The sequence below is a fragment of the Mesorhizobium sp. BR1-1-3 genome (assembly GCF_020165455.1).
In the GTDB taxonomy this organism is placed as follows: Bacteria; Pseudomonadota; Alphaproteobacteria; order Rhizobiales; family Rhizobiaceae; genus Mesorhizobium; species Mesorhizobium ciceri.
In genome coordinates this window covers 237,357-250,761 of sequence record NZ_JAIUIC010000003.1, presented here as the reverse complement: position 1 = coordinate 250,761, position 13,405 = coordinate 237,357, and the positions used below count along the sequence as shown (strand labels likewise).

At 64.4% G+C, this 13,405-nt stretch carries 12 protein-coding genes; 11 read left to right on the top strand and 1 reads right to left on the bottom strand.

The window, feature by feature from the left end:
* Nucleotides 1-299: 299 nt before the first annotated feature.
* A complete protein-coding gene (locus tag LB559_RS08370) occupies nucleotides 300-1,091 on the bottom strand; it encodes a cyclase family protein (RefSeq protein WP_063169953.1) in 792 nt (263 codons plus the stop codon).
* A gap of 119 nt (nucleotides 1,092-1,210) precedes the next feature.
* Here LB559_RS08370 and LB559_RS08365 point away from each other — a divergent pair, with 119 nt between their 5' ends.
* The 11 genes from LB559_RS08365 to LB559_RS08315 all read left to right on the top strand — a co-directional run bounded on the left by LB559_RS08365 (nucleotide 1,211) and on the right by LB559_RS08315 (nucleotide 13,357).
* Nucleotides 1,211-2,785, top strand: a complete 1,575-nt coding sequence (locus LB559_RS08365; RefSeq protein WP_224673760.1) for a phytoene desaturase family protein — start codon at nucleotides 1,211-1,213, stop codon at nucleotides 2,783-2,785.
* A 110-nt stretch (nucleotides 2,786-2,895) separates the two neighbouring features.
* A complete protein-coding gene (locus LB559_RS08360) occupies nucleotides 2,896-4,425 on the top strand; it encodes an ABC transporter substrate-binding protein (RefSeq protein ID WP_027161803.1) in 1,530 nt (509 codons plus the stop codon).
* Nucleotides 4,426-4,647: 222 nt separating this feature from the next.
* A complete protein-coding gene (locus tag LB559_RS08355) occupies nucleotides 4,648-5,655 on the top strand; it encodes an ABC transporter permease (RefSeq protein ID WP_127366625.1) in 1,008 nt (335 codons plus the stop codon).
* Nucleotides 5,648-6,496 (top strand): ABC transporter permease, encoded by an 849-nt coding sequence (locus tag LB559_RS08350; protein ID WP_013527973.1) that lies wholly within the window; start codon nucleotides 5,648-5,650, stop codon nucleotides 6,494-6,496. The genes LB559_RS08355 and LB559_RS08350 overlap by 8 nt, the downstream gene beginning before the upstream one ends.
* A complete protein-coding gene (locus LB559_RS08345) occupies nucleotides 6,493-7,371 on the top strand; it encodes an ABC transporter ATP-binding protein (protein WP_224673759.1) in 879 nt (292 codons plus the stop codon). Before LB559_RS08350 ends, LB559_RS08345 begins: the two co-directional genes overlap by 4 nt.
* Nucleotides 7,364-8,200, top strand: coding sequence for an ATP-binding cassette domain-containing protein (locus LB559_RS08340; protein ID WP_024503400.1), 837 nt, complete (start codon nucleotides 7,364-7,366; stop codon nucleotides 8,198-8,200). Before LB559_RS08345 ends, LB559_RS08340 begins: the two co-directional genes overlap by 8 nt.
* Before the next feature lie 78 nt (nucleotides 8,201-8,278).
* Nucleotides 8,279-8,878: a VOC family protein gene (locus LB559_RS08335; RefSeq protein ID WP_024503399.1), complete on the top strand. Its 600-nt coding sequence runs from the start codon at nucleotides 8,279-8,281 to the stop codon at nucleotides 8,876-8,878.
* Nucleotides 8,879-9,019: 141 nt separating this feature from the next.
* The gene (locus LB559_RS08330) at nucleotides 9,020-11,314 is read left to right on the top strand and encodes a bifunctional salicylyl-CoA 5-hydroxylase/oxidoreductase (protein ID WP_224673758.1); all 2,295 of its coding nucleotides are present in this window, start codon (nucleotides 9,020-9,022) and stop codon (nucleotides 11,312-11,314) included.
* The gene (locus LB559_RS08325) at nucleotides 11,311-12,084 is read left to right on the top strand and encodes an SDR family NAD(P)-dependent oxidoreductase (protein ID WP_224673757.1); all 774 of its coding nucleotides are present in this window, start codon (nucleotides 11,311-11,313) and stop codon (nucleotides 12,082-12,084) included. Before LB559_RS08330 ends, LB559_RS08325 begins: the two co-directional genes overlap by 4 nt.
* Nucleotides 12,078-12,548, top strand: coding sequence for a MarR family winged helix-turn-helix transcriptional regulator (locus LB559_RS08320; protein ID WP_013527979.1), 471 nt, complete (start codon nucleotides 12,078-12,080; stop codon nucleotides 12,546-12,548). Before LB559_RS08325 ends, LB559_RS08320 begins: the two co-directional genes overlap by 7 nt.
* Nucleotides 12,545-13,357 (top strand): enoyl-CoA hydratase family protein, encoded by an 813-nt coding sequence (locus LB559_RS08315; RefSeq protein ID WP_013527980.1) that lies wholly within the window; start codon nucleotides 12,545-12,547, stop codon nucleotides 13,355-13,357. The genes LB559_RS08320 and LB559_RS08315 overlap by 4 nt, the downstream gene beginning before the upstream one ends.
* Nucleotides 13,358-13,405: the final 48 nt, after the last annotated feature.

Sequence of the window (13,405 nt, the reverse complement as noted above, 5' to 3'; positions counted from 1 at the left end):
GCTTGCGGGCAGTGGAGTTCAATCGCGTGGAATTGCGCTCTGCGGCGCCCCCCTCTGGCCTGCCGGCAATCTCCCCCTCTTGGGGGGAGATTGGCAGCTTCGGCGCCCCACTCAATCCTGCAACGTCGCAGATTGGCGAAAACCATTGTGAAGGCCAATCTCCCCCCTTGAGGGGGAGATGTCCGGCAGGACAGAGGGGGGCGCCGTAGGGCGCTAGCGCTACAAGCCTGCCACCCTCTACCTGCCATCAACCCGGTTTCGCCTTCTCGCATGATCTTCTCCCGAAGACCCACCTCGCTTTATTGCTTCGACACCAGCGCCAGCGCGCGAATCGGGCTGCCGGTGCCGTGCTCGATCTTGAGCGGCGCCGCGATCAGGATGGCGCCCTTCGGCGGCAGCTGGTCGAGGTTGCAGAGGCTGGCGAGACCGTAGCGGTTGGCCTTGTGCATCAGCGTGTGCGCCGGGAATGGCGGCTCCATGCCACCGGCCTTGCCGGCATCGGTGCCGATCGTCTCCGAGCCCCAGCCCTTGATGTCCTTGCTGATCAGGAACTGGATGGCTTCGGCCGTCGGCCCGGGCGTGTGCGGGCCGGTCTCGTTGGCGTTGAGGAACTCGGCTTCCGAGCCGTTGCGCTTGTACCAGTCGGTGCGCATCACCACCCATTCGCCGGCATTGATCGCGCCGTGCTTGGCTTCCCAGGCCTTGATGTGGTCGACGGTGAGCAGGAAATCGGGGTCGGCGGCGGCTTCCTTCGAACAATCGATGACATTGACGGGGCCGACGAAATTCTGCGCCGGAATGGTGTCGGTGGCGCCGTCCGGATAATCCTTGCCGCTGATCCAGTGCTGCGGCGCGTCGAAATGCGTGCCCGAATGTTCGCCGAGCTTCAGCCAGTTCCAGGCCCACCACGGACCGTTCTTGTCGTAACGGGAGATGTTGTGGATCTCGACCTTCGGCGTGTCGACGGCGAGTTCCGGCGGTAGCTTGATCAACGGCGTGTCCGGCCCGAGCGGCGCCGACAGGTCGACCACCTTGATGGCGCCTGAAAGAAGCTGGCCGGCGACTTCGCCGAGGAGTTTTTGCGTGTCCATGGTTTGAAGTTCCCTCTTTCGTGTGATGATCAAGGCTCGTCTCGGCCCTTAATATCCTACTAGACGAAAACATATGCATCTGCAATTATCTTTAAGCATAAAGGAAATGGGGACAGGGCGTGAGCGAGTTCGACGCCATCTTTGTCGGGGCGGGCCACAACAGTCTGGCATGCGCCGCGCATTTGGCGCTCAAAGGCTGGAAAACAGGGGTTTTCGAGCGCGGCGCGACAATCGGCGGCGCCGTCCAGACGCGCGAATTCGCCCTTCCCGGCTTCCGCCACGATTTCGGCGCGATGAATCTCAGCCTCTTCGCCGGCTCGGCATTCCACCGGAAATATGCAAATGAATTGAAAGCGCAGGGGCTGGAGTTCGCCCCGGTCGCCGACTGTTTTGCCAGCGCATTCCCTGACGGGCGCTGGTTCGGCGTCAGCAACGATCTGGAAAAGACCGCCGCGCGCATCGCCGCCTTCTCAGCCGCCGACGCCGCCACATGGCGCAGGCTGGTTGCCGCCTTCCCGGCAGAGGCCGAACACCTGTTCCGGCTGCTGGGTTCGCCGATGAGTGCCCGCGCGCTTGCCGGCACGGCGTGGAACCTGTGGCGCAAGAAGGGCATCGCCGGTTCGCTCGATACGGGCCGGCTGCTGCTGTCCTCACCCCGCGCCTGGCTGGAGGAAACTTTCGAGTCGCCGCATATCAGGGCAACGCTCGCCACTTGGGGCATGCATCTCGACTTCGCCCCGGATATCGCCGGCGGTGCCGTGTTCCCCTATCTGGAATCGATGGCCAACCAGAGTTTCGGCATGGTGCTGGGCAAGGGCGGCGCCGATACCATCATCCGTGCCCTCTCTGGCATGGTGACCTCCGCCGGCGGCAAGATCGTCACCGGCGCCGAAGTCGCCGAGATCACGGTTTCCGCCGGCAGGGCGACCGGCGTACGGCTCGCTTCGGGCGAGACGCATACCGCCACCAGGGCAGTCATTGCCGGCGTCGCGCCCAAGGCGCTGACGGGCAAGCTGCTGCCCAATGGTTCGGGCGACGCCGGCTTCGACACGGCGATGCAGAAATTCCGCCATGCGCCAGGCACGATGATGATCCACCTGGCGCTGGACGATTTGCCGGATTGGCGTGCCGGAGCGGAGCTTCGGCAGTTCGCCTATGTGCATCTGTCGTCGTCGCTCGACGCTATGTCGCGCACCTATCAGCAGGCCATGGCGGGCATGCTGCCGGACGAGCCGGTGCTGGTGGTCGGCCAGCCGACGGCGATCGACCCGTCGCGGGCGCCTCAGGGAAAGCATGTGCTGTGGGTGCAAGTGCGCATGCTGCCGGCCGAAATCCTGGGCGATGCCGCCGGCAAGATCGCACCGGACCATTGGGACAAGGTGAAGGAGGTCTACGCAGACCGTGTCCTCGACATCATCGAGACCTATGCGCCCGGCCTGCGCAACAAGATTCTCGGCCGCGCCGTCTTCTCGCCCATCGACCTCGAGCGTGAGAACCCGAATCTCGTCGGTGGCGACCAGGTCTGCGGCAGCCATCATCTGGCGCAGAACTTTTTATTCCGCCCGGCGCGCAACTATGCCGGCTGGAACACGCCGGTGGCGCATCTGCACCTCACTGGAGCCGCGACATGGCCGGGCGCCGGCACCGGTGCGGCGTCGGGCTTCATGCTCGCACAACAACTTGGCGGGAGGTAGGAGCCGGAGATTTCCTTGAGGCTACGAGGGGCAAGGCGCTGCTGCCCAAGAAGCCTGAACCAATGACCTGAAGACGCCGCGCAGAAACAAAACCAACAAGGGGAACGACCATGACAATCAACAGACGGGAATTGCTGGGATACAGCGCCGCGGCACTCGGAGTGGCCGCCGTCGGCCTGCCGCAGATCGCTAGGGCGGCTGCCGGCGAACTGACCATCGCCTACAATGTCAACCTGCCATCCTGGGATCCGACCACCGGACCCTCGGCCGTCAACCCGACGATCCAGGGGCTTTACCAGTCGGTATTCGACCAGTTCATCCCGCAGAAGCCCGATTTGTCCTTCGCGCCGGGCCTGCTCACCGAATGGGGCTGGAACGACGACCGCACGAAGATCATGATGACGGTGCGCGAAGGCGTGACCTGGCATGACGGCTCGCCGTTCACGGCCGAGGACGTCGTCTGGTCGCTACAGCGGGCAGGCGACGAAAAGACCGGCAACCCGATCCAGTTCGTCTGGAAGAACGTCAACAACTTCAAGATCGACGGCAACAAGATCACCGGCGACGTCGTGCAGTTCGACCCGGTCTATTTCAAATGGATGTCGTTCCTGACCGGCTACATCATGCCGAAGGCCTATTACGAGAAGGTCGGCGCCGAAGGTTTCGAGAAGGCGCCGATCGGCACCGGCCCCTACATGGTGGAAAAGTTCGAGCGCAACGCTTTCCTGCGGCTCAAGGCAAACCCGAACTACTGGGGCGGCAAGCCGGCCTTCGAGAATGTGACGATCAAGTTCGTCGCCGACGCGGCAAGCCGCGTCGCCGAGATCGAATCCGGCTCCTCGCAAGTGACGCTCGAAATCCCCTACGAGGAGTATGACCGGCTGATCGCCAAGGACGGGCTGGCCGGCTCGTGCAAGAACGTTTCCGACATCGGCATGATCTTCTTCAACGACATCGAGGCGATGCTGGACAAGAACGTCCGTCAGGCCGCCGTGATGGCCGTCGACAAGAAGCTGCTGGTCGATCGCCTGCTGCGCGGCTACGGACAGCCGATCGATACGCTGGAAACGCCGGAATACGCATCCTACGACGCGTCGATCAAGGTCGAGCACAATCCGGAAAAGGCCAAGGAATTGCTGGCTGCCTCCGGCTATTCGCCGGAAAAGCCGGTCAAGTTCACCATCCAGACGACCAAGGGCTTCAAGCCCAAGGACTATGAGATGATCCAGGCGATCGTCGGCATGTGGCGCAAGGTCGGCATCGAGGCGACGATCGAGGTCTACGAGATCGCAAAGCACTACGAACTGCGCGCCGCCGATAAGCTGGCGCCGGCCGCCTTCTACAACTGGGGCAACGCCATCGGCGATCCGACCACCTCGACCGGCTTTGCCATGTACGGCCCGAGCCCGCATTCGGTGTGGGACAGCCAGGATTTGATCGACATGATCAACCCGTTGTGGGGCGAGAAGGACGAGGCCAAGCGCATCGCCGGCTGGAAGGCTGTCGACAAATACATCGCCGAGCAGGCCTATGTGCTGCCGCTGATGCAGTATGCGCAGCCCATCGTCCATGCCAAGGGTGTCAATGTGGTTCAGCATGTGTCGGGCGCGCTGCTGCCGGCCCTGATGACCCCGGCCTGAGAGAGTCGAGAAAGGCGCGCTGTCGCAAAGCCGACATGCCTTCTCCCAACTTGCGCAGGCCCCCTCATCCGGCCCTTCGGGCCACCTTCTCCCCGCTGGAGAGAAGAGACCGGCTCAGCCGTCAGCGACCTCTTCTCCCCTCGGGGAGAAGGTGGCCGCGAAGCGGCCGGATGAGGGGTCTTCGTTCCATCAGTCACTGAAACGCATTAGGCCTACGCCAGAATGCTCCTGCAAAGATTCCTGATCCGTCTGCTGACGATGCTGATCACGCTGTTCGGCGTGGCCATCGTCGTCTTTGTCGTGATCCGCGTCGCGCCCGGCGATCCGATCGCCATGATGCTGCCGCCTGGTGCTACGGATGCCGACATTGCCCGGCTGCGAGCGCTCTACGGCCTCGACAAGACCATCGTGCAGCAATTCTTCATCTGGCTGTCAGGCGTCGCCAGGGGCGATTTCGGCACCTCGATTTCGCTCAGGCAGGATGTGCTGGGTCTCGTCTTCAACCGGCTGCCAGCGACGCTGGAGCTTGCCATCGTCGCGCTTGTGATGGCGGTGGCGCTCGGCGGCACGACGGCAATCATCGGCGCGCGCGAACGCGGCACGGCGGTCGAGGCCGGCATCGACATCGCCAGCGGCGCGGCGCTTTCCATTCCCGACTTCCTGTGGGGCCTGGTGCTGATCCTGCTGTTCGGCGTGCTGGTGCCGATCTTCGACATTTCCGGCCGGGTGTCGCCGCAGCTCGACCTGCCCTTCGTCACCCAGTTTTATCTGTTCGAGAGCTTGCTTCGTCTGCGCCTCGACCTGACCTGGGATCTGCTGAAACACATGCTGATGCCGGCCGTGGCGCTGGCGCTGCCGCTGGCGGCGATCATCTCGCAGCTGCTGAAACAGTCGCTGAAGGAAGTGCTCGACCTCGACTATGTCGTGCTGGCACGGGTCAAGGGTTTTTCGGAAACGCAGGTCATCCTGCGCGAGGCGCTGAAGAATGCCGCTCTGCCGACGCTGACGCTGGTCGGCGTGCAGTTCACCTTCCTCATCGGCGGCACCGTCATCGTCGAGCGGCTGTTTTCCTATGAGGGCCTCGGCAACATGGCGATCGACGCCGTCATCAACCGCGACCTGCCGCTGATTCAGGGCATCGTGCTGGTCTTCGCGCTGCTGTTCGTGCTGATCAACCTCAGCGTCGACATGATGTACGCACTGCTCAATCCAAGGCTGCGCCATGGATGAGGGCCGCGCTCAAAGACGAGCTGTGTCGCCGCGTCTGTGGCTGGCCGGCGGCTGGCTGCTGCTGGCGCTTCTGGCGGCAATCTTCGCGCCGCTGGTCGCGCCGCAGGATCCACTGGCGCAGGATTTGATGCTGGAACGGTTGCCGCCGTTCTGGATGGCCGGCGCCGAACCCGGCTATTGGCTCGGCACGGACAGCCTCGGCCGCGATCTGTTGTCCCGGCTGATCTTCGGCGGCCGCATCGCCTTCATCGTCGCTTTCGCCGCGGCCATCGCCGCCTGCCTGGTCGGCTCGATGCTGGGGCTCATAGCCGGCTATTTCGGCGGCTGGGCCGACCGCATCATCTCGCGCATCGTCGATGTCTGGATGGCGTTTCCGCCGGTGCTGTTCGCCATCCTTTTGGTTGCGGTGCTCGGCACAGGCTTGAGTTCCGTCATCCTCGCCATCGCCATCATCGACTGGACGCGTTTCTGCCGGGTGATCCGTGCCGAGACGATGGGCCAGTCGCGCATGGACTATGTCGAGAATGCCCGCATCGCCGGCTATGGCCGCATCGGCATCATGCTGCGCGAAGTGCTGCCCAATGTGGTGCCGTCAATCGTGGCGCTGCTGTCGCTGGAAATGGGCATCGCCGTCATCGTCGAGGCGATCCTGTCCTTCGTCAATCTGTCGATCTCGACCGACGACCCGACCTGGGGCGGCATCATCGCCGAGGGCCGGCTGTCGATCCACCAGGCCTGGTGGGTGCTCGTATTTCCGCTGATCACGCTGATCCTGACCGTGCTGTCGTTCAGCCAGTTCGGCGAGGCGCTGAAGACGCGTTTCGATCCGGTGCTGCGATGAGCGCCTGTCTCGACATCAGGGATCTGAGCGCCGTGCTGCCCAACGGCCAGCGCGTATTGCGCTCGGTGTCGCTTGCCGTTCAGCCCGGCGAGGTCCGCGCGCTGGTCGGCGAAAGCGGCGCCGGCAAGACGATGATCGGCAAGGCGGTGCTCGGTGTGCTGCCGTCGAGCGTGCGCATCGTCGAAGGCGATATGTTGCTTGAGGGCGAAGACCTCGGCAAGTTGCCGCCCAAGGCACGGCGCACGCTGATCGGGGCATGCACGGCGCTGATCCCGCAGGACCCGCTGACCGCTCTCAACCCGTCACGCCGCATCGGCTCGCAGATGACCGACCGGCTGGTGCGCATCCTCGGCTGGAGTGGCGAGAAGGCCGATACCCGCATTCGCCAGTTGCTGGACGAGGTGCAGATCCGCGACCCCGACCGCGTGCTCAAAAGCTATCCGCACGAACTGTCCGGCGGCATGCGCCAGCGCGTGCTGATCGCCGCCGCCTTCGCCGCGGAGCCAAGGCTGATCGTCGCCGACGAGCCGACCACGGCGCTCGACGTCACCGTTCAGAAGCAGATCCTGCGGCTGATCGCTGCGTTGCAGCGCGAGCATGGCACGGCGATCCTGTTCGTCACCCATGATCTCGGCGTCGTCGCCAAGATCAGCCAGAGGGTCTCGGTGCTCTATGCCGGCAAGGTGGTGGAGGAGGCCGAGACCGCAGCGCTCTTCGCCGCGCCGCAGCACCCCTACACACGGGCGCTGATCGCGGCGACGCCACGCTACACCGATCCTTTCGCCTCGCTAAGACCGGTGGACGAGGCGGTGCTGGCCGGACTTGCTTCGGAGATCGCTGCCGCCGACCAAGCCTGGAGGCGGCCGCATGGTTGAACCGTTGTTCTCCGTGCGCGGGCTGAAGGTCGCGCTGCCCGACATGACGCGCAAGCCACTGATCGGCCGCGCGCCATTGGCCGAAATCCTGAAGGGCCTGGACTTCGACCTGCCGCGGGGCTCGGTGACCGGCATCGTCGGCGAATCCGGTTCGGGCAAGTCGACGCTCGGCCGCGCTTTGGTGCGCCTGCTGGAGCCAAGCGCCGGCAGCATCCGCTTCGACGGCCGCGACATCACCAATCTGCCGGAAGCGGAGCTGCGGCCGCTGCGGCGCAATCTGCAGATGATTTTTCAAGATCCGATGTCGTCGCTCAACCCGCGCTGCACCATTGCCAGCATTATCGCCGCGCCTTTGAAGCAGAATGGTCTTGGCGACAACCTGAAGGCGCGCGTCGCCGAGGCGCTGCAGCGTGTCGGCCTGCCGCAAAGTTTCGCCAGCCGCTATCGGCACGAACTGTCGGGCGGCCAGCGCCAGCGCGTCGGCATTGCGCGCGCTCTGGCGCTGTCGCCGAAATTCGTGCTGGCCGACGAGATCGTCTCGGGCCTCGACGTCTCGACGCAGGCGCAGATCCTCACCCTGCTGGAGGAGCTTGCCGCGGAGATGGGGCTGACCGTCGCTTTCATCAGCCACGATCTGTCGGTCATCCGGCGGCTGTGCCGGCAGGTGATCGTCATGCGCGAAGGCGTGATCGTCGAAGCGAGCGCCACCGACACCTTGTTCGACAAGCCGCGGCAAAGCTACACGCGCGATCTCATCGCGGCCATTCCGCTGCCCGAGATCGATGCGAGTTGGCTGGACATTCCTTCCGCCGCCAAGGCGCCGCCATGAATGCATACGCACGCCGACGAGCGGGCCTCGGACGTGCGACCACAAAGACCCAAGTCCCGCCAAATGGAGAGGACTGACATGAAGACCACAATCGCAATTGCAACGCTCGCCGCCGCAATGCTCGGCAGCGCCGGCATGGCCTCGGCGGATTCGATCCCGGGCATGCGCGGCCACGACCACACCGGCATCACGGTTCCCGACATGAAGCAGGCGGTCGACTTCTTCACCGAAGTGGTCGGCTGCAAGAAGGCGATGTCGTTCGGCCCGTTCGCCGACGACAAGGGCACCTTCATGCAGGATCTCCTGGGCGTCGATCCGAAGGCGGTGATCGAAGAGGTCACCATGGTGCGTTGTGGCTACGGCTCGAACATCGAGCTGTTCAAATACACAGCACCGGACCAGAAGGACCTGACGCCGAAGAACAGCGACATTGGCGGCTTCCACATCGCCTTCTATGTCGACGACGTCGCTGCTGCCAAAGCCTATCTCGAAGGCAAGGGCGTCAAGACGCGGATGGGGCCGCTGCCGGTCAAGGAAGGGCCGGCCGCCGGCCAGACCATCCTCTATTTCCAGGCGCCGTGGGGGCTGCAACTGGAAGCGATCAGCTATCCCGATGGCATGGCCTATGAGAAGGGCGCCGAGACGGTGCTGTGGAGCCCGAAGAACCCGGAAAAGTGATCCGGCAGCGCGCTTGCGCGATGACACGCAGGCGCGCTTTCGCCATGTCAGGACGATCGTTCTGATATAAAACTTTAAGCTTGAAATATCTTGTCGCCGGCGCGATACTGAACTCCAGCAAGCGAAGAGGAGATCGCACAGATGAAGGTTGCGGTTCTCGGCGGCGGACCAGCCGGCCTCTACTTTGCCATTTCGATGAAACTGAGGGACGCCGCCCACGATGTGACGGTGTTCGAGCGCAACCGCGCCGACGACACGTTCGGCTGGGGCGTCGTGCTGTCGGCCGAAACGCTCGACAATCTGTCGAAAAACGATCCGGTCAGCGCCGTCTGGATCAAGAAGCACTTTGCCTACTGGGACGACATCGCCGTCATTCATGACGGCGTGCGCACGGTCTCGTCAGGGCACGGTTTCTGCGGCATCGGCCGCAAGCGGCTGCTGGTCCTGCTGCAGCGCCGGGCGCGTGAACTCGGCGTCAAGCTGATGTTCGAGACCGACATCGCCGATCCCAAGCCTTACATGGAGACGCACGATCTGGTCGTCGCTGCCGACGGCCTGAACTCCAGGGCGCGCAACAGTTTCGTCGACATCTTCAAGCCCGACATCGACACCCGCAAATGCAAGTTCGTCTGGCTCGGCACCAACCAGAAATTCGACGACGCCTTCACCTTCATCTTCGAGAAGACCGAGCATGGCTGGGTGTGGGCGCACGCCTACCAGTTCGACAGCGACACGGCGACCTTCATCGTCGAATGCAGCGAACAGACCTGGGGCGCATTCGGCTTCGGCGCAATGTCGCAGCAGGAATCGATCGCCGTTTGTGAGCGGATCTTCGAAAAACATCTCGGCGGCCACGCCTTGATGACGAACGCCAACCATATCCGCGGTTCGGCCTGGATCAATTTCCCGCGCGTGCTGTGCGAGCGCTGGTCTTACAAGAATCTCGCGCTGATGGGCGATGCGGCGGCATCGGCGCATTTCTCGATCGGCTCCGGCACCAAGCTGGCACTGGAAAGTGCTGTGGCGCTGGCCGAATATGTCGAAACCGAGCCGGACTTGGATGCCGCCTTCCGCAGATATGAGGATGCCCGCCGCACCGAGGTGCTCAAGCTGCAATCGGCGGCGCGCAATTCGCTGGAATGGTTCGAGGAGGTCGAGCGCTATCTCGGCCTCGATCCGGTGCAGTTCAACTATTCGCTTTTGACCCGCTCGCAGCGTATCAGCCACGAGAATCTGCGACTGCGCGATGCCGAATGGCTTGAAAGCGCGGAAGAATGGTTCCAGCGCCAGGCGGGCGCCGGCGGCAACAGCCTGCGCCGCGCGCCGATGTTCGCGCCGTTCAAGCTGCGCGACATGAGGCTGCAGAACCGCGTCGTCGTTTCGCCGATGGCGCAGTACAAGGCTGTCGACGGCTGCCCGACCGACTGGCATTTCACGCATTATGCCGAGCGGGCCAAGGGTGGCGCCGGTCTCATCTATATCGAGATGACCTGCGTCAGCCCGGAAGGGCGCATCACGCCCGGCTGTCCCGGCTTCTACGCGCCCGAGCATGAGGTGGCGTGGAAGCGGCTGGTCGATTTCGTCCACACCGAGACCGAGGCCAAGATCTGCGCCCAGATCGGCCATTCCGGCGCCAAGGGCTCGACCCGGCTCGGCTGGGAGGGCACTGACGTGCCGTTGGTCTCAGGCAACTGGCCGGTGATGGCGGCTTCGGCCGTTGCGTGGTCGCCGCAGAATCAGGTTCCGAAGGCGATGAACCGCGCCGACATGGACCGCGTGCGCGACGAATTCGTCGCTTCGGCCGAGATGGCCGATCGCTGCGGCTTCGACATGCTCGAAATCCACGCCGCGCATGGCTATCTCTTGTCGTCCTTCATCACGCCGGTCACCAACCGGCGCACGGATGAATATGGCGGTTCGCTGGACAATCGCATGCGCTATCCCCTCGAAATCTTCCGCGCGGTGCGCGCCGCCTGGCCGGCGGAGAAGCCGATCTCGATGCGCATTTCGGCCAATGACTGGGTCGGCATCGAGGGCGTGACGCCGGCCGACGCGGTCGAGATCGCGCGGCTGCTGCATGAGGCCAGCGTCGACATCTGCGATGTCTCGGCAGGCCAGACCTCGGCACTGGCCAAGCCTGTCTATGGCCGCATGTTCCAGACGCCGTTTTCCGACCGCATCCGCAACGAGGTCGGCATGGCGACGATGGCGGTCGGCAACATCTACGAGCCGGACCATGTCAATTCGATCCTGATGGCCGGCCGCGCCGACCTGGTGGCGCTGGCGCGGCCGCATCTTGCCGATCCCTACTGGACGCTGCATGCCGCCGTCACGCTCGGCGACCGCGGTGTCAAATGGCCTGATCCCTATCTGCCCGGACGCGACCAGCTCTACCGTCTGGCCGACCGCGACGCCGCAGCGGGGCTGAAAGTATGATGGCCGCCGCGACGATACCCGGCAAGCATGCGCTGGTCACTGGCGGCGGCTCCGGCGTCGGGCGGGCCATCGCGCTGGCGCTGGCTGCTGCCGGCATCGGCGTCACCATCTGCGGCCGCCGGGAAGCAGAGCTCGCCAAGGTGGCCGGCGAAAACGACCGCATCTCTGGCATCGCCGCCGATGTCACCGACGAGGCGGCAATGGCGGCGCTCTACGAGAGGGCGCAAGCCGCGCGCGGCCCGTTCGACATCGTCGTCGCCAATGCCGGCATGGCCGGCAGCGCGCCGGCGCACAAAACCGCGCTCAGCGACTGGCAGCGGACGCTCGACGTCAATCTGACCGGTGCCTTCCTGACGGTGAAGCCCGCGCTGGCCGGAATGGCCGCGCGGAAAACGGGACGAATTGTTTTCATCGCCTCGACCGCCGGCCTGAAAGGCTACGCCTATGTCGCGTCTTACGTCGCCGCCAAGCATGGCGTCATCGGCCTGATGCGGGCGCTTGCCGCCGAAACAGTGAAATCCGGCCTCACCGTCAACGCGGTGTGCCCAGGCTTTGTGGAAACCGAAATGCTGGAAGAGTCCATCCGGCGCATCATCGAAAAGACCGGCCGCTCGGCCGAACAAGCGCGGTCGAGCCTTGCCTCGACCAACCCGCAAGGCCGCTTCATCCAGCCGGATGAAATTGCCGCCGCCGTGCTGTGGCTGTGCGGTGACGCCGCCCAATCGATCACCGGACAGGCGATTTCCATCTCAGGAGGCGAAACATGGTAGCCGGCCCCCTGCCCGCGCCGTCGGGACCCGGCAAGGACCGCTTGCGTCTGTGGATCAGGCTGCTGCGTGCCTCGCGCACGATCGAGGCCGAGCTGCGCGAGCGGCTAAAGAAGGACTTCAACACGACGCTGCCGCGCTTCGACGTGATGGCAGCGCTTTATCGCGCGCCGGAAGGCATGCTGATGAGCGACCTGTCGCGCTTCCTGCTGGTCTCCAACGGCAATGTCACGGGCATCGTCGACCGGCTGGTTTCGGAAGGACTTGTCGCCCGCGCGCGGCGCAATGGCGACCGCCGCACGTCGATGGTGCGGCTGACCGAGGAAGGCACGCAGGCCTTTGCCGCGATCGCCGCGGCGCATGAAGGCTGGATCGGCGAATTGCTGGGCAAGGTCAGTGAGGACGACGCGCGCCGGCTGACCGGCATGCTGACCTCGTTCCGCAGCAACTGGGAGGGACGCGAATGACCGCAATGGCCGGGCGCAAGCCGAAGCATTTCCTCTGGGAGGTCGAGGGCAGGATCGCCAAGGTCCGGCTCGATCGGCCGGAGCGCAAGAACCCGCTGACCTTCGACAGCTATGCGGAACTCCGCGACACGTTCCGCGACCTCGTCTATGCCGACGATGTCGACGCCGTGGTGTTCCTTTCCAATGGCGGCAATTTCTGCTCCGGCGGCGATGTCCACGACATTATCGGCCCGCTGGTCAAAATGGACATGAAGGAGCTCCTGGTCTTCACCCGCATGACCGGCGATTTCGTCAAGGCGATGCTGAATTGCGGCAAGCCGATCATTGCGGCGGTCGACGGCGTCGCGGTCGGCGCCGGCGCCATCATTGCGATGAGCTCCGACATCCGCATCGCCACGCCGGAAGCCAAGACCGCGTTCCTGTTCACCCGCGTCGGCCTCGCCGGCTGCGACATGGGCGCCTGCGCGATCCTGCCGCGCATCATCGGCCAGGGCCGCGCCGCCGAGCTGCTCTACACCGGCCGCACCATGACGGCTGATGAAGGCGAACGCTGGGGTTTCTACAACCGGCTGGTCGATGCCGCATCGCTGGAGGCCGACGCGCTCGACATGGCGGCGCGCATCGTCTCCGGCCCGACCTTCGCGCACGGCATCACCAAGACCCAGCTCAACCAGGAATGGTCGATGGGTCTCGACCAGGCGATCGAGGCGGAAGCGCAGGCGCAAGCGATCTGCATGCAGACCCGCGACTTCGAACGCGCCTACAAGGCGTTCGTGGCCAAGGAAAAGCCGGTGTTCGAGGGGGATTGAGGATGATGCTTTGCGTGGAGATGTTGGCGGGAGGGGGGCGCCGTAGTG